This window comes from Arthrobacter sp. Soil_C_49, from assembly GCF_057656635.1.
The window spans coordinates 118,985-138,420 of the sequence record NZ_JBDGJZ010000001.1 but is presented as its reverse complement, the minus strand read 5'-3'; the positions used below and the strand labels follow the sequence as shown (position 1 = coordinate 138,420).

Annotated in this window: 15 protein-coding genes; 5 read left to right on the top strand and 10 right to left on the bottom strand. The window is 67.6% G+C overall.

Annotated elements, in window-relative coordinates:
* Positions 1–56: 56 nt before the first annotated feature.
* Both AC3A4Z_RS00600 and dut read right to left on the bottom strand, forming a co-directional pair.
* Complete coding sequence (locus AC3A4Z_RS00600) at positions 57–770, bottom strand: DUF3710 domain-containing protein (RefSeq protein ID WP_493971553.1); 714 nt, start codon at positions 768–770, stop codon at positions 57–59.
* A gap of 117 nt (positions 771–887) precedes the next feature.
* On the bottom strand, positions 888–1,418 hold the full coding sequence (gene dut / locus AC3A4Z_RS00595; protein WP_498709358.1) for a dUTP diphosphatase: 531 nt from the start codon (positions 1,416–1,418) through the stop codon (positions 888–890).
* Positions 1,419–1,566: 148 nt separating this feature from the next.
* On the opposite strand from dut, the gene AC3A4Z_RS00590 reads away from it, so the two are divergent.
* A complete protein-coding gene (locus AC3A4Z_RS00590; RefSeq protein WP_498709356.1) occupies positions 1,567–2,055 on the top strand; it encodes a DUF3093 domain-containing protein in 489 nt (162 codons plus the stop codon).
* Positions 2,056–2,060: 5 nt separating this feature from the next.
* Here the strand turns inward: AC3A4Z_RS00590 and AC3A4Z_RS00585 are convergent, their stop codons facing one another.
* A complete protein-coding gene (locus AC3A4Z_RS00585; protein ID WP_498709354.1) occupies positions 2,061–2,360 on the bottom strand; it encodes a DUF4193 domain-containing protein in 300 nt (99 codons plus the stop codon).
* 226 nt (positions 2,361–2,586) lie between these two features.
* Between AC3A4Z_RS00585 and sepH the strand changes: the two genes are divergently transcribed.
* Complete coding sequence (sepH, locus tag AC3A4Z_RS00580) at positions 2,587–3,972, top strand: septation protein SepH (RefSeq protein WP_498709353.1); 1,386 nt, start codon at positions 2,587–2,589, stop codon at positions 3,970–3,972.
* Positions 3,973–4,083: 111 nt separating this feature from the next.
* Here sepH and AC3A4Z_RS00575 read toward each other — a convergent pair whose 3' ends face one another.
* From AC3A4Z_RS00575 to AC3A4Z_RS00560, 4 genes are all read right to left on the bottom strand, one after another.
* Positions 4,084–4,815 (bottom strand): thymidine kinase, encoded by a 732-nt coding sequence (locus AC3A4Z_RS00575; protein ID WP_498709352.1) that lies wholly within the window; start codon positions 4,813–4,815, stop codon positions 4,084–4,086.
* The gene (locus AC3A4Z_RS00570; RefSeq protein WP_493971649.1) at positions 4,808–5,977 is read right to left on the bottom strand and encodes an alkaline phosphatase family protein; all 1,170 of its coding nucleotides are present in this window, start codon (positions 5,975–5,977) and stop codon (positions 4,808–4,810) included. The genes AC3A4Z_RS00575 and AC3A4Z_RS00570 overlap by 8 nt, the downstream gene beginning before the upstream one ends.
* Positions 5,978–6,039: 62 nt before the next feature.
* Entirely contained in the window at positions 6,040–6,783 is a 744-nt protein-coding gene (locus AC3A4Z_RS00565) for a DUF5998 family protein (protein ID WP_050055478.1), read from the bottom strand.
* Positions 6,784–6,824: 41 nt separating this feature from the next.
* Complete coding sequence (locus tag AC3A4Z_RS00560; RefSeq protein WP_498709349.1) at positions 6,825–9,509, bottom strand: bifunctional acetate--CoA ligase family protein/GNAT family N-acetyltransferase; 2,685 nt, start codon at positions 9,507–9,509, stop codon at positions 6,825–6,827.
* Positions 9,510–9,585: 76 nt separating this feature from the next.
* Here AC3A4Z_RS00560 and AC3A4Z_RS00555 point away from each other — a divergent pair, with 76 nt between their 5' ends.
* Together AC3A4Z_RS00555 and AC3A4Z_RS00550 are read left to right on the top strand one after the other, a co-directional pair.
* Positions 9,586–12,090 (top strand): DNA gyrase/topoisomerase IV subunit A, encoded by a 2,505-nt coding sequence (locus tag AC3A4Z_RS00555; RefSeq protein WP_498710039.1) that lies wholly within the window; start codon positions 9,586–9,588, stop codon positions 12,088–12,090.
* A gap of 9 nt (positions 12,091–12,099) precedes the next feature.
* Entirely contained in the window at positions 12,100–12,618 is a 519-nt protein-coding gene (locus tag AC3A4Z_RS00550; protein WP_498709348.1) for a DinB family protein, read from the top strand.
* Here AC3A4Z_RS00550 and cydD read toward each other — a convergent pair.
* From cydD to AC3A4Z_RS00535, 3 genes are read right to left on the bottom strand one after another with little or no spacing between them, the layout of a single operon-like run.
* Positions 12,600–16,085, bottom strand: a complete 3,486-nt coding sequence (cydD, locus tag AC3A4Z_RS00545; protein WP_498709346.1) for a thiol reductant ABC exporter subunit CydD — start codon at positions 16,083–16,085, stop codon at positions 12,600–12,602. The genes AC3A4Z_RS00550 and cydD overlap by 19 nt on opposite strands.
* 1 nt (position 16,086) lies before the next feature.
* Positions 16,087–17,136, bottom strand: coding sequence for a cytochrome d ubiquinol oxidase subunit II (gene cydB / locus AC3A4Z_RS00540; protein WP_498709345.1), 1,050 nt, complete (start codon positions 17,134–17,136; stop codon positions 16,087–16,089).
* A gap of 26 nt (positions 17,137–17,162) precedes the next feature.
* The gene (locus tag AC3A4Z_RS00535) at positions 17,163–18,773 is read right to left on the bottom strand and encodes a cytochrome ubiquinol oxidase subunit I (protein WP_498710037.1); all 1,611 of its coding nucleotides are present in this window, start codon (positions 18,771–18,773) and stop codon (positions 17,163–17,165) included.
* A 270-nt stretch (positions 18,774–19,043) separates the two neighbouring features.
* Between AC3A4Z_RS00535 and AC3A4Z_RS00530 the strand changes: the two genes are divergently transcribed.
* Positions 19,044–19,430, top strand: a complete 387-nt coding sequence (locus tag AC3A4Z_RS00530) for a BlaI/MecI/CopY family transcriptional regulator (RefSeq protein ID WP_159825050.1) — start codon at positions 19,044–19,046, stop codon at positions 19,428–19,430.
* Positions 19,431–19,436: the final 6 nt, after the last annotated feature.

Genomic DNA, 19,436 nt, shown 5'->3' with positions numbered 1-19,436 from the left:
ACTGGCTGAGGGGGATGTCGCCGCTTTGGCCTAACGGGGCTCCCCCTGATGCGATATCAGCCAATCTGGGTGATTTCAGGACCACGTTCAGGTTCCTGCAGTGATGGTGCGGCCGGCGGGGGCGTAGCGGTGGCGTCCTTGGGCAGGCGCAGCTGCAGCAGGTCCCGCGGCGGCATGGGGTTGTCTCCCCGGATCACCACCACCTGCCGGAAGAGTGCTTCGAGGGGTTCCGCGGCGGGCCGTTCCAGTGCCGCGGCACCGCCCAGGACGCCGCGCAGGAACCAGCGGGGGCCGTCCACGCCGATGAAGCGGGCCACGCGGTAGCCCTGGCTGCCGTCCGGCAGGCCGGCAGGCAGTTTTGCCACAAGCTCGGTGCCGAAGGGACCTTCGATCTCCTCGACCTGGCCGCCCTGGACGCCCACGGACTGGCCGATCTGTTCCCGGATCTCGTCCCAGAGGCCCTCGCTCTTGGGGGCTGCGAAAGCCTGCAGCTGGAGGCTGGAGCCGTTGAGGTCCATGGTGACCGCGACGACGCGCTGGGTGGCTTCTTCCACCTCGAGCCGGAGCTGGAGCCCTTCGCTGGGAGTGATCAGGAGGGCGCCCAGGTCAACATAGCCGTCACGGCTGCTGATTTCGGACTCATCGAAAGGGCCGTTGGAGCCGCGGCCGGAACTGTCCTTCGCCTCCTCCGCGGTCTCCGCGGCAGGCAACAGTTCGTCCGGTTCGGCTGCTTGTTCCTTCTTGGCTTTCCTGCCGAGCCCAAAGACCATTTGGGTGTCTCCTTAGTTGGTTGCCGGGCTGGCCCGTGGGGGTCCCGCCGTCGTGCTTTTAGTGCCGTCCGGCAGGCTCATGCCGGACCTGAGGAACGGGTAGGGGAAGAAAAAGGTTCAGGCGCCGGGCACGGTAAAGCCGCCGGTGGAACCGAATCCTCCTGCGCCGCGCACGGATCCGCTCAATTCGTTGACGGGGATGAACTGCGCATACTCGACACGCTGAATGACCATCTGTGCAATTCTATCGCCGCGGCGCAGCTCGATGCTGTGGTTCGCATCAGTGTTCAGCAGCGTGACGGAGATTTCACCGCGGTAGCCGGCATCGACTGTTCCGGGGGCATTCACAATAGTGAGGCCGTGTTTGGTGGCCAGGCCGGAGCGCGGGTGGATCAGGGCAACGAAGCCGTCGGGGAGGGCGATGGCCACTCCGGTGGGGACCAGCTTGCGCTCCCCCGGCCGCAGGACAACATCTTCCCGCGCGCGAAGGTCCGCGCCCGCATCGCCCGGATGGGCGTAGGAGGGTGCCTCCAGGTCCGGGTCAAGCATCTTCAGCTGGACCTGCAGGGTGGGAGCGCCCAGGGCGGCCGGAACGGCTGCGGCGGCTTCGTCAGGGAAGGTATCTACTGTGGCGGGATGATCAGTCACAGTCACTCACTCTAGCCCGCGCCCCCAAATCAGTCCTAGGTGTACTACCTGCGGCCGGGTACCGGGTTGCCCGTGGACGCCCGGTACCCGGCGCTGGAACCGTTTTGCCCAAGGTGAAATAGCCGGGCAAAAATGGAAAGCTTGGCTCATGCCCGAATCAAGCTCCCCTGCGCCCTTGCCCGAGATACCTTCCACCGGGGCGCCGGTGATCTATCGGGAGAAGCTCTGGCCCAACGTATGGATCTGGATTATCTCGGCAGGTGTGGCGGGGGCCGGCATCCTGATGTTCGCACCTATCAGCATGACTGCGGGTTACACCGCCGCGGCAGTACTCTTCGCAATCATCGCCGTTCTCCTGGTCCTGTCCACGCCGGCCATTGTGGTGACAGAGGATTCGCTGACCGTGGGCCGTGCCACCATTGAACGCCAGTTTGTGGGATCGGTGGAGGCGTTCCGGGGCGAGGAGGCCACAGCAGAGCGCGGAACCCGGCTCAACGGCCTGGCGTACCTGTGCATCCGGGGCTGGATAGACCCGGTCGTCAGGATCCAGATCACGGACCCGTCGGACCGGACTCCGTATTGGCTGACCTCCACCCGGCACCCGGACGAGCTGACGGCGGCCCTGGCACGGGGTTAGCGGGCCTACCCTTCGCAGTCCCTGCAGTAGAAGCGGCCGTCCTTTTCGCGGGCGATTTGGGAACGGTGCCGGACCAGGAAGCATGAAGAACAGGTGAATTCGTCTGCCTGGGCAGGCACAACCTGCACCATCAGTTCTTCACCGGACAGGTCGGCGCCGGGCAGTTCGTATCCGGCGGCCAGCTCACTTTCGTCTTCATCCACCACCGCAACCGGCTTGTCCGTGCGGCGGGTCTTCAGCTCCTCGATGGAATCCTCGCCGAGGTCTTCTTCAGACTTGCGCGGCGCATCGTAATCGGTGGCCATAGTCGCCGTATCCTTCTTCCTTTTTTGCCAGCCTGCAAATGCCACCCTTGATAACGCTGCAGGCACTGCGTTTGTGCCCGCCGCCGGTCCCTTTTCCGCGCTGGGCAGAACTCCCGCAGCACTGCCCGCAGCCGGAATATCGCGGCGCGCCCTGCCCCTTGACACAAATCGGGTTCACCTGGTGGCAGAGTTTCGATTGATAGTAATGCCAGGGTGGAGGACTTGTATGCAGGATCTACGGCTTGTAGGCGTACACGACGACGGGACGCATCTCCTGTTGAGCGGGGCCGGCGGCGAGATGTTCCAGCTGCCGATCGATGAAGCGCTGAGGACCGCGAGCAGGCCTGCGCCCAGGCCTGCTTCCGAGCGGCCCGCCATTCCGCTGTCCCCGAGGGACATCCAGGCCCGGATCCGGGCGGGAGCGACGGCCGCCGACGTGGCCGAACTGTCCGGCCTGCCGCTGGCCAAAGTAGAACGCTATGAGGGACCGGTACTCGCGGAACGCGAGTATGTCGCCCAGCAGGCGCGCAAGGTGGAAGTGGCAACGCCGTCGCCGGGGCACGACATCTACCGGTCCGCGTTCGGCGACAACCCCGCCACGTTGGGCGACATGGTGTCACACAGGCTTTCTGCCCACGGCATCGACCCCTCCTCAGTGGAGTGGGACTCCTGGCGGCGCCAGGATGGCACCTGGACGGTATCGGCCAGCTTTGAGGCAAACACCGGCGGAAAAGCCGGCATCGGCGAAGAGCCGCCGGCGTTGTGGACCTTCAGCCCAAGCCGGAAGTCGCTGCACAATGCCAACCGGTGGGCCCAGCAGCTCAGTGAGCTCGAGCCCCTGGATGGTCCGGTCCCGGCACGAAGGCTTTCCGCTGTCTCCGACCGCCCTTTCGACTTTGAAGCCGACGCGGACTCCGTCCGTCCTTTGCCGGGCTCCGAGGCCCAGCCCGAGGGCAAGGAATCGGACGGGCTCCTGGACATGCTGCGCTCCCGCCGGGGACAGCGGCTGGGTGTGGACGAGGACTCCGACGACGCCCTGGCGCTGTTGCTGACCCACGGCGTCCCCGCCGCCCACCCCAGGCCCTCCGAAGTGGTTCCTGAGGCTGACGAGCACACCGGCGAGTCGCAGGACGACACCACCGAAGCTCCCGCCGCCCACGCCAGCTCGTTCACCCGGCGACGGGACGCCAGGCCGTCCATGTTGTCGCGCCTCAGCCTCATTCCTCCGCACCGGGAGGCGATGGAAGACGCTTTGAAGCTGCACGACGGCGTCAGCACAGAAACGCGCGAAATCACTATTGTTGCGTCGCCCCAAAGGCCCTCCGGCGGTATCGACGGAACGGGTTCCGGGGACGCGGGCATCCGGGAGTCCAGCAGTGAGGCTGGCGGCAGCGCCGCGGCTCCTTCCGAGAGCGTCAATTCCTCCAGCGGCGCCGGCCTGAACGAGTTGCTGGGCAACAACCCGCGGCGTCCTGCTCCGCGGACCGACGACAGCTCCCCCGCTACCGGCCAGCTGCCGGAAACCGGCGCACCCGAGCGCCAGCCGGGCAGGCCCAAGCGTTCAAGCGTTCCGTCCTGGGACGAGATTGTGTTCGGTACGCGCAGCGAGTAGGCCGTTCGTCCTCTGAGGAACTTCAGGCGTCGGGGCGTCGCAAGCGGCGAACGCACCGGCGCCGGGGGGCAGCAGCCCCACGCGGCGTCAGCGCGGAGAGGGAGGTTGAGCCTAGGCCCCGCCAGCTCCGGTTCCGCCGGATCCCCGCCACAGGCAGGCGTCAACTTCGAACGGCAGCAACGGGTCCTGCTGGCCCATCAAACTGGCTCCGTGGGCGGTGACCCGCCGCATGTAGTGCCGGCGGCAGAGCGTCTCGTACCCCACCACGGGAACATGGTCCACGGCGGTCGTTCCTGCGCCGGAGTCCATGGCCATATCCACATCGCCCACCACCACCTGGGCGCCCTCGGTGACCATCACGCCGTCGACCGTCCTGGCATTGTGCGTGGCGCGGCGGCCGCACCAGCACAGTGCCTCCACCTGCAGCACCTGCACCCGGTCAGCCAGTTCCACGAGCCGTTGCGAGCCTGGAAACAGCCGGGTGCGGAAATCGGCGGTGATGCCAAACGCGAACACGTCCACGTCGATCTCATCCACCACTTTGGCCAGCTGTTCCACCTGCCCGGGCGTGTAGAACTGGGCTTCATCACAGATCAGGTAGTCGATGCGCTGGCCTTTGGTGCGGCGCATCATGACTTCCTCCCAGAAGTCCGTGCTGTCCACTACCTCCACTGCATCGGTCTCCAGGCCGAGCCGGCTGGAGATCCGTGATTCACCGGCGCGGTCGTTCCGGCTGAAGCGTACGCCGCCGCGTCCCCTGGCCCGGTGGTTATGATCCATCTGCAGGGCAAGCGTGGACTTTCCGCAGTCCATGGTGCCCGAGAAAAAGACGAGCTCAGCCACGGCGGGAGCTCCTGCCGCCGGCGGTGAAGCAGAGCAGGGGGACCTCCCGCTCAGCCTTGGTCAACGACCCGTGCTGCCCCACCACTTCCATGGCGGCGGGGCGGACACGGCGGGTGTCGTACAGGGCCAGGGCGTCGCGGGCTGCGATCATCACGTCACCGATCCTGCCTTCGACGGCGGGACGGACAGTGCCGAAGAGGCCCGCCGCCAGCGCGTCCTCCCTGGTGAAGGCCCAGATCCGGTCACCGAAACGTGCCCGCCAAGCCGCGAGCAGCCGGTCCCGCACGTCCGGTCCGGTCCCGTTTTCCAGGTAGAGGTGGACCATCCGCGGTTCCCCGGCAGTGTGCCGGACCCCTTCCACCAGTGCAGGTTCGGCGGAGTAGTCGATCCGCTGCTGCTCGGGGACGTCCAGCATGCCGTGGTCCGCCGTGAGCAGGATGGTGGTGCCTGCCGGCAGGGTGTTGCTCAGCCGCTTGACCGTTGCGTCAAGTTCCTCGAGCTGGTGTTCCCATTGCTCCGACTGGCAGCCGTAGCGGTGCCCGGCCTTGTCCAGCTCGTTCACGTAGAAGTACATCAGCGACGGACCCGCGGAGGCCATGGCCTCGGCTGCGGAAGCCGTCCGGGCATGCGAAGTGACTCCGGAAATATGCCGGCCGCCCCGCAGGGCGGCGCGGGTCATGGGCGAATCCGCGAACTGCGGCAGGCTGACAGTGGTGACATCCACATGTTCCGCTGCACGCTCCAGCACGGTGGGAAACGGCTGCCAGGCGGCAGGGTCAACGCCCGGATCCCAGTTGCCCAGCAGGTTGACCACCTTGTCCTGCCGCGGATCGAGGACGTCATAGCCCACCATGCCGTGCTGGCCGGGGGGCTGTCCCGTGCCGAAGCTGGACAGGGCCGCTGCGGTGGTGGACGGGAACGCCGAATCAAGCCACACGGGCACGTCGCCCTGCCCGGCCTGGATAACGGAGCGCAGGAACGGCGTGTGGGCCGATTTCTGCTTCAGCAGGTTCCGGCCCAGCCCATCCGCGAGGACCACGCACACCCGTGAGGCGGCCGGAAGGCCGAGCGTATTGGCGAACCCGTCCAGGCCCAGGCTGGCCGCGGCGCTGGTGAGCACCTCGGCAATGGAGCGCTGGCCGTACGCAGGAGCCGGCGGCATCAGGAACTCAAGGCCTGGCCCGGCGGGAGGAACGATGTCAGTCGGCTGGCGGTCTTCGGGCATCAGCGCTGCTGGTGCCCGCGGCTGAGGCGGTTGCCGAACACCCCGGCACGCGGCCGCGGCGGCATGGACTGGACGTGCGGCTGCGGGGCAGGCGAACCGGTGTTTACGGCCCGGAGCGCCCGGGCAAAGAGCTTGGCGTCCTGGACAGCCTGCAGCCCGTCGGCCTCGGCACTGATGCGCAGCACAATGTCTTCCTGCGCGATGGTGCCGCTGTAGCCATGGTCCGCTTCGCACTGGGGGTCGCCGCAGCTGGCCGGCCCCATGTCCAGCCGCTGGCCTCCCGACCACGCGATGGACAGCGTGACTTCGCGGACGGGGTCCGAGGGCTTGTAGTTCTGCGGCTGGGAGTACATGTAGCTGAGCACCACGGACCGGATCTGGGCCACGGGGACGGACTCGGTGGAAATCTGGGCAACAATCTGTTCGCCGGCATCATCAAGCTGCTGGTCATCCACATGCGTGATGACCAGCATGTCCGCGGTCAGCACCAGCACCGTAATGTGGCGGCGGACTTCGGCGCGGTCAAAGTGGGTCTCCAGGTGCACCAGGTGCGCCACGCAGTCGCGGCCGTCCAGGGCGTCGTCCACAACATCTGCCACGAGGCGGGGATAGAAGCCGGCCTTCTGCAGGGCGCCTTCGAGGCTCTGGCCTTGCGCGGTGTGGCTGTGTGAGCTGTGGTGGCGGACTGCCTGGGTTTCGTTGCCGGGCGTTTCGGGCGCCGAAGCGGGAGGCTGTGAGCTCATTACCCCATTTTCACAGATCGGCCGGACTCTTGCTAACCGCGTCAGCCCAGCATGGCCCGGCGGGCGCTGTCCGTCCGCTGGGCGGGGTTGCCGATCCGGATGTCCGCGGCAAGGATGGTCAAACCCGAGGTGCCGCACAGGACCGGGTTGAACTCCACCAGCGCGATTTCGGGATGATTGTCCTTCAGCCAGGCAAGCCGGCCGGCAAGGTCCTCAAGCGCAGCGACATCCACCGCCGGCAGGCCCTGGTAACCGAACAGCTTCCGGGACGCACGCGGGCCGCGGATGAAGTCGTTCACGTCGACGGCGGACAACGGCGGCACCCGGTGCGACCAGTCGTCCAGCAGGTTCACGGCGTCCCCGGCGAGCCCGAACGAGATGACCGGCCCCAGCAGCGGGTCCTCGATGGCGCGGAACGTGCAGGCCTGGCCAACTGGCGCCATGCTCTGCACTTCCAGCGCGGGATCGCCATAGTTGGAGAGCACCCGCCGCATCTGCACAACGTTCTGGCGCAGCGACTCCGCATCCTGGATGTCCAAACGCACGCCGCCGAGGTCCAGCCGGTGCCGCAGGGCGGGATCGGTGGTCTTCAGCACCACCGGCCAGCCCAGCGCTTCGGCCGCCTCAACTGCCTCATCCGGAGTGTCAAAGCCCACGGACGGCAGCACCCTGATGCCGTAGTGGCCCAGCAGGGAGGCCGCCGCCACCGGTTCCAGCCGTTTGAGCTGCTCCCCCTTGACGTCCCGGAGCAGGGCTTCGAGCTCGGCATCCGCCAAGTCCGGGTTGCATCCTTCCGGTTCCACAAAGTGCCCCTGGTCGCGGGAAACCCACTCCGAGTACCGGGCAACAGCCGCGAGCGCAGCCACGGCAGCACCGGGGTTGGAGAAGCAGGGGACGGCGCGTTCGGCAGGACCCACCATTCCCTCGACGTAGATTGAAGCGTCCAGGATGCCGGTGAACGCCGCGACCACCGGCTTGCCTGCCGTTGCCGAGCATTCGGCCAGCACTTCAGCGATGCTGTCCACTGTGAGCCCGCGGGCGGGAAGCAGGGCTGCGACCGCTGCGTGGACAGCGTCCTCCTCAAGCGCCCTGAGCAGGCTGGCCCTGAGCGCGGGCAGCGCGACTGACTGCCCGGCGTCGAGGTCCACGCCCGTCACCAGCTCCTCGACGGTGAGCCCCTGGGACGACGCGTTGTCTGCCACCACATTGCCCAGCGCGTGCGAGTTGCTGAAGATTGCCAGCCCCGGCCCCAGGGGAAGGGGCTGGCCGGACACCACCTGCGCCACGTCCATCAGCTGCTCGATGGTTTCCACCCGGATCACGCCGGACTGCCGCAGCATGGCGTCCAGTGCACCGGTCGGTGCCTGGGTGGTCCGGACGGCATGCCCCGGCGGCAGCCTCAGGCCCATGGCGTCGGACTTCGCAACGATCACCGGCCGGGTGCGCGCCAGCCGCCGGGCCAGCCGGGAAAACTTGCGCGGGTTGCCGATCGATTCCAGGTACAGGCCGACGGCGGCAGTATCGGGATCGTCTTCCCAGTACTGCATCATGTCGTTGCCCGAGACGTCCGCCCGGTTCCCGGCGGACAGGAACGTGGACAGCCCCAGCCGGCGGCGGCTGGAGGCTGCGTAAAGGGAAACACCGATCGCCGCCGACTGGCTGAACAGTCCCAGTCCCCCGCGCAACGGCATTGTCGGCGCCATGGAAGCGTTCAGGGACACGTCCGGGTTGGTGTTGACGATGCCCAGCGAGGCCGGGCCGATCACGCGCATGCCGCTGGCCCTCGCCTGCCGCACCAGGTCACGCTGGCGCAGGAGGCCCCGTTCGCCGTCGTCCGCGAAGCCTGCGGAGGCTACCACCAGCCCCCTGACGCCGGCGGCTGCACAGTCCGCCACCACGGCGGGGACTTCCTCGTAAGGGACGGCGACGACGGCAAGCTGGACCGGTTCCGGGACCTCGGACAGTTTGCCGAAGGACAGCATGCCGGCAAGTTCCAGCGCTTCGGGGTTGATCGCGTACACCGGGCCGCGGAACCCCCCTTCAATAATGTGCTCCAGCAGCTGGTACCCCACAGTGCCCCACTTGCGGCTGGCACCGATGACAGCAACGGACGACGGCGTCAGCAGGTCCCGCACGCTCCTCGCCTCCGCGCGGTGCTCCCGTGATTCCATCACCGCCCGGGATTTCTCGGTGGGATTGATGTTGAACTCGAGGCTGACGACGCCGTCGTCAAAATGCCGCCGGACGTCGTACCCGGCGTCGGAGAACACCATCAGCATTTTCCGGTTCTCCGGCAGCACCTCGGCGCTAAACCGGCGGATCCCGTTTTCATGGGCCGCGGCGGCAAGGTGCTCCAGCAGGATGGAGCCGATTCCCCGCCCCTGGTGGGCGTCGGAAATGTTGAACGCCACCTCGGCTTCGGTGGGATCGTCCAGCCGGTCATAGCGGCCGATGCCGACGATTTCGCCGCGGATGGTGATTACAAAAGCCACCCGGTTTTTGTAGTCAACCTCCGTGAAGCGCTTAAGCTCTTTGCTGGATAACCTGGCTTTGAACGCGAAGAAGCGCATGTAGATTGAATCCTGGGACTGCCCCATGTGGAAGGCCTGCACAGCGTCAGCGTCGGAAGGATGGATTGGCCTCAGGTGGGCCGTTCCGCCGTCCCGCAGTACGACATCAGCTTCCCAATGTTCCGGATATTCGCCGTCCCCGGGCTGATCCACCATAGGCTTAGCCTAGCCAAAAACTATGGCAGCACACCCCCGTTCGCTGCTCAGTACCCAGAAGGATTTACCAACCCCCATGGCCCGCCGCCAAAGTTCAGCCCCTCCCGTGGACAACACCCCCTACACGGAGAACATCGTTGATATCGATGTCACCTCCGAGATGGAGGGCTCCTTCCTGGAGTACGCGTATTCGGTGATCTACTCCCGTGCGCTTCCGGACGCCCGGGACGGCCTGAAACCCGTGCAGCGGCGCATCCTCTACATGATGAGCGACATGGGGCTACGCCCGGACCGGGGCCACGTCAAGAGCGCCCGCGTGGTGGGCGAGGTCATGGGGAAGCTGCACCCGCACGGCGATACGGCCATCTACGACGCCATGGTGCGCATGGCCCAGGACTTTTCGCTGCGGCTGCCGCTGATCGACGGGCACGGCAACTTCGGCTCGCTCGACGACGGCCCGGCGGCCCCGCGGTACACCGAGGCCCGGATGGCTGCTGCAGCCCTCACGCTCACCAACCACCTCGATGAGGACGTGGTGGACTTTGTCCCCAACTACGACAACCAGCTGACCCAGCCCGAGGTCCTGCCGGCCGCGTTCCCCAACCTGCTGGTCAACGGCGCCACAGGCATCGCCGTCGGCATGGCCACCAATATGGCCCCGCACAACCTGGTGGAGGTCATCTCCGCCGCCCGGCACCTGATCGCCAACCCGGACGCCACCCTTGATGACCTCATGCGGTTCGTCCCCGGCCCGGACCTGCCCAGCGGCGGCCGGATCGTGGGGCTGGACGGCATCCGCGACGCGTACGCCACCGGACGCGGTTCCTTCAAGACCCGCGCCAAGGTGGAGGTCGAACAGCTGTCGGCACGCCGGACCGGCCTGGTGGTCACCGAGCTGCCCTACATGGTGGGCCCCGAAAAGGTCATCGAAAAGATCAAGGACGCCGTCAACGCCAAGAAGCTGACCGGCATCAGCGACATCGTTGACCTGACGGACCGCAAGCACGGGCTGCGCCTGGTCATCGAACTCAAGAACGGCTTCAACCCCAACGCCGTTCTCCAGCAGCTGTACCGCTACTCGCCGATGGAGGATTCCTTCGGCATCAACAACGTGACCCTGGTGGACGGCCAGCCGCAGACCCTGGGCCTGTTGGACCTGCTGACCGTGTACGTGAACCACCGGATCGACGTGGTGCGCCGCCGCACCGTGTTCCGGTTGGGCAAGAAGAAGGACCGCCTGCACCTGGTGGAGGGCCTCCTCATTGCCATCGTGGACATCGACGAGGTCATCCAGATCATCCGGTCCTCGGATGAAGCCGCCGCCGCGCGGGAACGCCTGATGTCAATCTACGACCTCACCGAAATCCAGGCGAACTACATCCTGGAACTGCGCCTCCGCCAGTTGACCAAGTACTCCCGGATCGAACTGGAGAAGGAACAGGACGAGCTGCGCCGCGAGATCGCCGAACTGGAAGCCATCCTCGCCTCGGACGAGCGGCTGCGCACCCTGGTCTCGGACGAACTCGGCGCCATCGCCGAAGAGCACGGGACCCCGCGCCGCACCCTGCTGCTCGAATCCGAAGCCGTCTCCCCCACCGTGGCCGCCGAACTCGCAGCCCCGGGCAAGAAGGGCAAGGCCGTCCCACTGGCACTGGAGATCGCCGACGACCCCTGCTGGGCCATCCTCACCGCCTCCGGCCAGATCGCCCGCACCAGCAACCAGGAGCCCCTGGCGGAAGCCGGGCCCCGCAACAAGCACGATGTGTTCACCTCGGTGGTAAAGACCTCGGCCCGCGGTGAAATTGCCGCCATCACGTCATTGGGCCGCATGCTCCGCCTGCAGGTGATGGACATGCCGGTGCTGCCCCCGGTTTCGGGCCTGCCCAACCTTGCCGGCGGTGTCCCGGCAAAGGACTTCATCACCCTGCAGAAGGGGGAATCCCTGGTGGCCTTCGCCCGGCTGGACGAAGTCCTGGCCGTCGGCACGGCGCAGGGCGTGGTGAAGCGGGTCCAGCCGGACTACCCCCTGAACCGCGAGGACTGGGAAGTCATTTCGCTGAAGGACAAGGACTTCGTGGTGGGCGTGGCGCCTGCCGGCGAGGACGACGCGGAACTGGTGTTCCTCACCAGCCAGGCACAGCTGCTCAAGTTCGGGGCGGCTGCCGTGCGGCCCCAGGGCCGGACGGCCGGCGGGATGGCCGGGATCAAGCTCGCCGCGGGTGACAAGGTCCTCTTCTTTGGCGCCATCCACCCCAAGGACGAAGCGGCAGTGGTGGTGACCATCGCCGGCACCACGGGCGCGCTGCCGGGAACTGCCCCGGGAACGGCCAAGGTGACGGCGTTTTCCGAATACCCCGTGAAAGGACGCGCCACCGCAGGAGTCCGGGCGCACCGGTTCCTGAAGGGTGAGGACACCCTCCTGCTGGCCTGGGCCGGCCACGGCCCGGCCAAGGCGTCGTCCGCCGCCGGGGTAGCGCGGTCCCTGCCGCAGGAGCACGGCCGGCGCGACGGTTCGGGCGTCCCGCTGTCCCAGCCGGTGGAAGTGGTGGGTCCTGCCATGGCCTGGCCTGATCCCGCTTAGACTGCTTCCATGCCTATCGTTCCTGATGAAAAGGACTGGACCTGGGTCCTGACCCGTCCGTGCCCGGAATGCTCGTTCGACGCCTCCACCACCACGCCATCCACCGCGCCCGGGACCATCGAAAGCCTGCTGCCGCGCTGGCGTGCCGTTCTTCGCAGGCCTGACGTGGCCGAGCGTCCGGATGACAATACGTGGTCGGCGCTGGAGTACGCCTGCCACGTCCGGGACGTGTTCAGCCTGTTCGACCAGCGGCTGAACCTCATGCTGGATTCAGACGACGCCCGGTTCGACAACTGGGACCAGGACCAGACCGCCATCGACAAGGACTACGCCAACGCGGACCCCGCAGTTGTCAGCGCCGAGCTCACGGCTGAAGGCAAGCAGGCCGCCGGGTCGTTTGCTGCCGTCAGGGAGTCGGAGTGGGGCCGCAAAGGGCTGCGCAGCAACGGCTCCGAATTCACGGTGATGACGCTGTCCCAGTACTTCCTGCACGACGTTGTCCACCACCTTCACGACGTGGACGGCTGATCCCCCGCATAGGACGGCACCAGGTATCCGCCGGTATTTCCCGAAGCGGGGCGCCCCGAACCAGAGTGCTCCGGACCGGCCGCCAGCACCAGGCGGGCATCCCCGGGCCGGATATCCGCCGGGTTGTGAGTCACCAGCACCACGGTGCGGTGGCGCAGCCCGTGCCGCAGGTCCGCCAGCATCGCCCGGGCCGACTCCGCATCCAGGTGGGCGGTGGGCTCATCCAGCAGGATCACCTCGGCACCGGTCATCAGGGTGCGGGCCACCGCCAGGCGCTGGCGCTCCCCGCCGCTCAGGAACGCCCCGCCCGGCCCGATCCGGGTGTCCAGGCCCGCCGGCAACCGCTCCAGCAGGCCGGTGAGGCCTACCGAGGCGAGCACCTCCAGCAGCCGCGCATCGCCCTGCTGGTTGTCCTCTGTGGTTTCGTTGCCGGACTTCCCGAGCAGGAGGTTTCCGCGAATCGTGGAGTCGAACAGGTGCGCTTCCTGCGGGCACCAGGCGGCCCTGCCGGTCACGCCGATCCGCCCTGCGGCCACGGGAAGGAAGCCCAGCAGGACTGACAGCAGGGTGGACTTCCCCGAGCCCGACGGGCCGGTCACCGCCAGCCACCGGCCCGGCCCGGCCACGGCGTCCAGGCCGGTGAACACCGGTGCGCCGCCCGGCCAGGCCGCTGACAGGCCGGCCAGTTCGACGCCGGGAAGGCCGTCCGGGCGCTCAGGCACCGCCTGGAGTCCGTCGCCGTCGCCCCTGCCGGACGCGTCGTCGAGGGCGCCCGACTCAGCGACCCGCTCCATAACGGTCCGCAGCGCCGGGAACTGGCGTACCGCCGTCGTCATCGCCGCGTAAGGCTCCACCAGCGCGAGAAGCAGCAGGACCACCACTGCTGCGGTTTCCGGGGCAAGCTGTCCCGCGAGCACGGCCGGGCCCGCGAGCCAGGCTGCGCCCAACGCTGCGGCGGCGCAGGCGGCAGTGGTGATGGCCTGGCCCAGGCCGTCGGCCCAGGCAGAGCGCTGGGACGCCTTGGTGGCGTGGCGGTCCTGCGCGCGCAGGCCGTCCAGGACGGGGGAGGCTGCGCCGTTCGCGTGCAGTTCGGCCCGGGCGTCGAGGGCCGCTGAAATGCGCCGTAGGACCCCGGAGCGGAGGAGCTGCTCGGCAACAGCAGACTTGCGGTCGCCCCAGAGGGCAACTGCCGGCGCAAGCAGCAGGCTCACCACGGTGGCAGCGAGCACGGCGGGAAGGGCGGCAGGCACCAGCAGTGTTGTAGTGACCACGGCCAGAACAGCCACCGCCATGGCCGTGACCGGCGGCAGGACCACCCGTGGCAGGAGATCGCGGACGGTGTCGACGTCGTCAACCACCGTTCCCAGGACGTTGCCGCCCTGCAGCAGGCGCCGCAGCGGCAGCGCCCGCCTGCTCAACGACTCCCAGAGCCGGCCCCGGAGCCGGGTCAGGGCGGCGAACACCGCGTCGTGCAGGAGAAGCCGTTCACAGTACCGGAGCACAGCCCGGCCGATTCCGAAGAACCGCACGCCCACGATCGCGGTCAGCAGGTACAGGATGGGCGGCTGCCCGGCGGCGCGGATAATGAGCCAGCCGGACAGGCCGGACAGCGCAACGGCGAAGATCGCCGCCAGTGTTCCCACCACTGCTGCGGCCGCGAACTTGCCCCGCACCGGTGCCAGGAGCGCGGACAGCAGGCGAACGGCGCCGGTTTCCATGCCGGGCCGGATGTTGCCCTGCCGGGCGTCGCGTGCCGGGGGTTCTGCTGTATGGGGCCGGGCTTCGGTGGAGTCCGCCGCCACGCTGCTGCTTGAGGCACGTGCCGGCCCGGCGTGCGCGGCTGCCGCAGGAGCCGGCGCGTTTCCGGCGACCGGCACGAGATGTTCGGCGAGCGCCCGGGTGCGTTCCTCGTGGGCGACCAGGATGACGGTCACCTGCCCGCGGAGGTTCCTGATGGTGTCCTCCACCAGCATCGCCGATTCGTCGTCGAGGTGTGCAGTGGGCTCGTCCAGCAGCAGGATAGTGGCGCCGGCCTCGATCCGGGCCAGCCCGCGGGCAAGCGCCACGCGGCGCAGTTCGCCGGGGCTGAGCTCCGCCGGGTGCTTGCCGGCAAGGTGGGCGGCCGCCGCCCGCGCCAGGCAGGACATGGCCGCCTTTTCAGTGGCCAGCCGCCGGGGCCCGTTGCCGGCAGGGCCCGTGCCTCCGGACAGGTACAGCACAATCTCGTCGAGGACTGTGTCCGCGACCATCACCGGGTGCTGCGGGACCCAGGCGATGTCCTTGCGGTCCAGGCCGGAGATGGTGCCGCTGACTTTTGTGCCTGCCCCATCGCCGATGGTGCCCGCCAGGACACCCAGGACGGTGCTCTTCCCGGCTCCGCTGGGACCGTCCAGGGCGGTGATCCGGCTTTGCGGCGCCGTGAAGGTGAGCGGGCCGACGGCGGGCCGGGACCTCCCGTCATAGCTCACCGTGAGTGCCGTGACGGTGATGGGGGCGCCCGGCCTGCCGGCGCGGGCGGCGGGAAGCGGCTGCGGCTCGGGCGCTTCGGTGACGGCGGTGGTTTCGGCGAGCGCCACCCTGCCGTCGTCGCTGGCATGGTGGGCGGTGCCAAGCTCGCGCAGCGGCAGGTAGCAGTCGGGTGCCAGGATCAGGGCCAGCAGGCCGGCTTCGAGCGGCATGTCGCCATGCACCAGCCGTACGCCGATGAAGACGGCCACGACGGCAACGGAGATGGTGGCAATCAGTTCCAGCGCCAGGGCCGACAGGAACGCCGTCCGCAGGGTCCCCATGGTGCGGGACCGGTACTCCTCCGAAATCTCCTCCAGGGCTTTGCGCTGGGCCGAGGCACGTCCCAGGCCCACGAGCACGGGAAGCCCCTTGGCGAGCTCCAGCATGTGGGTGGAGAGCCGGGCCAGGGCGGCCTGTGCTTCGCGGACGTTGTCCTCGGTGTACCGGCCAATCAGCACCATAAACAGCGGGACAAGCGGAACCGTCAGGACGATGACCACCGCTGAGACCCAGTCCGCAAACAGGATCCGGGCACCCACCAGCAGCGGGATGGCCGCGCAGTTCACCAGGGCGGGCAGGAACTGCGTGTAGTAGCTGTCCATGGCGTCCAGTCCGCGGGTGGCCAGCACGGCCAGTCCGCCGTCGGCCGGTCCCGTGCCCCGCACCCCGTTGCGCAGCGCCCGTTCGAGCAGTCCGGCGCGCAGCTCCTCCTTGATGCCCAGTGCCGCCCGGCGCGCCGCAACGGCCTGACCCCACACGGTCGCCGACCGGAGGACCACGCCGGCCATCCCGACGGCGGTCTGCTCCGCCCACGCAGGGTTCCCCGCCACCAACCCGGCGAGCACCGACGCCACCGCCTGGCCGATCAGGACCAGGGAGAGCGCCTTGAGGGCGGCGAGGAGTCCCAGCCAGTAGATGGCGGAACGGGTGGCCGGGCCGGGCGGAAGGATGGGGCGCATGTCAGCCTTTGTTGGTGAAAGCCTTGGCGGCGATGGCCGGCAGGAAGCTGTGGGCCTCCGGGATGTGCGCAGCACTGACGCGTTTCCGGAAGACCCAGTAGGTCCAGGCCTGGTAGGCGATGACCAGAGGGAGTCCGAAGGCGGCCACCACAGTCATCAGGCCCAGAGTGTAGTCCGAGGATGAAGCGTTGGAAATGGTGAGGTCAAAGGCCTCATTGAGGGTGGAGGGCAGCACCACCGGGAACGCCGCCCCGAAGATGGACGCCGAGCCCAGGGCCAGGAACGCTCCCAGGGCCACAAACGCCTTTCCCTCCGCACCTTTCCGGGCCATTGACCAGGCTGTGGCTGCCGCGGCTACTGCCACCAGGACCAGCGCCCAGGTCCAGGGCTTTCCTTCGAGGATCTGCACGGTCACCGCCCATGCCGCGATGGGCAGGAGCAGGACGGGAAGCAGCCGGACAAACCAGGTGCGGGCACGGTGGCGCACCTCGCCGTCGGTCTTCAGGGCAAGGAAGGCCAGGGCGTGGACCAGCGCGAATCCGACGACGGCGAGTCCGCCGAGGACCGCGTAGCCGTTGAACCAGGCGAAGGGGCCGCCCTCGCGGTCGCCGTTGGCGTTCAGGGGAAGGCCGGTGGTGGTCAGGGCGAGCGCTGCGCCGACGCCGAAGGCCGCGAAGAAGGATCCCAGGGCAATGGCCCAGTCCCACCGGGCCCGCCACTGCTCGGTGTCCACCTTGCCGCGGTATTCGAAGGCCACGGCACGGAAGATCAGTGCCACCAGGACCACCAGCAGCGGCAGGTACAGGGCGGAGAACAGCGAGGCGTACCAGAGCGGGAAGGCGGCGAACGTAGCACCGCCCGCGGTCAGGAGCCACACCTCGTTGCCGTCCCATACGGGGCCCACGGTGTTGAGCAGGACCCGGCGTTCGGTGTTGTTCCGGGCGAACAGCTTTATCAGCATGCCCACGCCCAGGTCAAAGCCCTCCAGGAAGAGGTACCCGGTCCAGAGCACTGCGATGGCGATGAACCAGATGGTTGGCAGCAGTTCCATTCTTGTTTCCTCTGCTCGTGGCGGGACTAGTAGGCGAAGGCCAGGACGTCGTCGGCCGGTTTGCCGCCGGGGCCGCCGGGGCCGCCGGGGCCGGGGGTGGCGTCTTCGTTTTCGTCCACGGGGGCGTGGACGAGTTCCGGCATCGCGGACACCACGCCGCCCCGGATGTACCTGACCAGCAGCTTGACCTCCACCACCAGCAGGACGGCGTAGATGGCGGTCAGGGTGACCAGCGATGCCAGCAGCTCACCGGCGGAGACACCGGGTGACACTGCGGCGGCGGTGAACATAAACACCTGGTCGATGCCGCTGGGGTCCGGGTTCGGTGCCACCACAAAAGGCTGGCGGCCCATCTCCGTGAAGATCCAGCCGGCAGCGTTGGCGCCGAACGGGGCGAGGATCCCGAAGACGGCAAGCCGCATCAGCCAGCGGGACCCGGGCACGGTGCCCTTCCGGGTGAGCCAGAGGGCCACCAGGGCCGCCAGGGCCGCGAGGCCGCCGAAGCCGATCATCATGCGGAAGCCCCAGTAGGTGACCTCCATGACGGGAAGGTAGTCGATTTCCTGGCCGGCCCGGTCGCCGTAGATCGGGTTGTCCGGAAGGTGGGTGCCGTACTTTTCCTTGTACTCAGGCAGCAGGCTGTTGACGCCCTGGACTTCGGTGGTGAAATCGCCCTTGGCCAGGTAGGAGAGGATGCCCGGCACCTCGATCAGGGCCACGATGTCATCGCAGTTCTGCGAGCCGATGTTGCCGATGCTCAGGACTGAGAAGCCGGTGCCGTCGTGGCATGCTGCTTCGGCGGCGGCCATTTTCATGGGCTGCTGTTCAAACATGAGCTTGCCCTGGAGGTCGCCGGTGAGTGCGGTTCCGGCGAAGGAGATCATGGCCACCACGGCACCGATCCGCAGGGACCGGAGCCAGACCTTGTGGTCGTCCCGGTCGCGGCCGGGGATGTCCGCGGCTTCGCCGGCAATGACCTTCCCGTCGGCACCCACGGTGTCGACGCCGTCGCGCCGCCTCCTCCAGAGGTGGTACCAGGCGATGCCGAGCAGGAAGCCGCCGGCGACGGCCAGGGCGCCGAAGAGCGTGTGGGGTACGGCAACGAGGGCGGTGTTGTTGGTGAAGACGGCCCAGGCGTCGGTCATGACCGGGCGGCCGTCGACCATCTCGACGCCCACGGGGTGCTGCATCCAGCTGTTGGCCACGATGATGAAGTACGCGGAGAACACGGAGCCGACGACGGCTATCCAGAGGCAGGCGAGGTGGATGGCCGGCTTGAGCTGCTTCCAGCCGAAGATCCACAGGCCCAGGAAGGTGGACTCCACAAAGAAGGCCAGCAGCGCCTCGAGGGCCAGCGGGGCACCGAAAACATCACCAACAAAGCGGCTGTACTCGCTCCAGGCCATTCCGAACTGGAACTCCTGGACGATGCCGGTAGCCACGCCCATGATGAAGTTGATCAGGAACAGCTTTCCCCAGAATTTGGTCATCCGGAGGTATTCGGGCTTTCCGGTGCGGTGCCAGATGGTCTGGATGACGGCCACCACCAGGCCCAGGCCGATGGTCAGCGGAACCATCATGAAGTGATAGACGGTGGTGATGCCGAATTGCCAGCGTGCGATTTCCAGAGCGTCCAAAGCGTCCATGGCGGTCCCTACTGTCCGGGCGAAGGTTTTCTACGTTCTGTAGAAACTCTGACTTCTACAAAGTGTAGAACAACGCCGGCGGCGCTGTAAAAACGGGCCGCGGCGCCTTCGGCGCCTGCCGGAAGGCCGTGACCGGCTTGTGTTCTACCCGATGTAGAAAGTGAAAGGGAATCGGGGTAAATTGGATCCTGTAGTAGTAGCAAAACGCATGATGTCACCGCTGTCCATGGCGGCGGTGCGGGGAAACAAAGGAAAAGTGCAATGGCTAGTCTTGGTGAACTGGAACGGGCAGTGATGGACCTGCTCTGGGCGGGCCATGAAGCAGCCACCGCCAACACGCTGCGGGACCGGCTCGCACAAACGTCAGCAGGCCAGGATGGCACCGCCGGCCATGAAGGCAAGGAACTGGCGGTCACCACCGTGCTCACCGTGTTGTCCCGGCTGGAGAAAAAGGGCCTGGTGGAACGCGAACGCGGCACTCGGCCGCACCGCTACCAGGCAGTATCCAGCCGTGAAGACCACACCGCTGAGCTGATGCACGAAGTACTGGGGTCAGCCCCGGACCGTGAGGCCGTACTGGCACGCTTCATTGGCTCCGTTTCCGAGGGTGAAGCCGAGACGCTGCGCAAACTGCTTGGCCACATCTAGCGGACC

What these genes read in the sequence shown, in the direction of transcription:
- AC3A4Z_RS00600 (WP_493971553.1), bottom strand. Translation starts at nt 770, where the DNA reads ATGGTCTTTGGGCTCGGCAGGAAAGCCAAGAAGGAACAAGCAGCCGAA.
- AC3A4Z_RS00590 (WP_498709356.1), top strand. Translation starts at nt 1,567, where the DNA reads ATGCCCGAATCAAGCTCCCCTGCGCCCTTGCCCGAGATACCTTCCACC.
- AC3A4Z_RS00585 (WP_498709354.1), bottom strand. Translation starts at nt 2,360, where the DNA reads ATGGCCACCGATTACGATGCGCCGCGCAAGTCTGAAGAAGACCTCGGC.
- sepH (WP_498709353.1), top strand. Translation starts at nt 2,587, where the DNA reads ATGCAGGATCTACGGCTTGTAGGCGTACACGACGACGGGACGCATCTC.
- AC3A4Z_RS00570 (WP_493971649.1), bottom strand. Translation starts at nt 5,977, where the DNA reads ATGCCGCCGGCTCCTGCGTACGGCCAGCGCTCCATTGCCGAGGTGCTC.
- AC3A4Z_RS00565 (WP_050055478.1), bottom strand. Translation starts at nt 6,783, where the DNA reads ATGAGCTCACAGCCTCCCGCTTCGGCGCCCGAAACGCCCGGCAACGAA.
- AC3A4Z_RS00560 (WP_498709349.1), bottom strand. Translation starts at nt 9,509, where the DNA reads ATGGTGGATCAGCCCGGGGACGGCGAATATCCGGAACATTGGGAAGCT.
- AC3A4Z_RS00555 (WP_498710039.1), top strand. Translation starts at nt 9,586, where the DNA reads ATGGCCCGCCGCCAAAGTTCAGCCCCTCCCGTGGACAACACCCCCTAC.
- AC3A4Z_RS00550 (WP_498709348.1), top strand. Translation starts at nt 12,100, where the DNA reads ATGCCTATCGTTCCTGATGAAAAGGACTGGACCTGGGTCCTGACCCGT.
- cydD (WP_498709346.1), bottom strand. Translation starts at nt 16,085, where the DNA reads ATGCGCCCCATCCTTCCGCCCGGCCCGGCCACCCGTTCCGCCATCTAC.
- cydB (WP_498709345.1), bottom strand. Translation starts at nt 17,136, where the DNA reads ATGGAACTGCTGCCAACCATCTGGTTCATCGCCATCGCAGTGCTCTGG.
- AC3A4Z_RS00530 (WP_159825050.1), top strand. Translation starts at nt 19,044, where the DNA reads ATGGCTAGTCTTGGTGAACTGGAACGGGCAGTGATGGACCTGCTCTGG.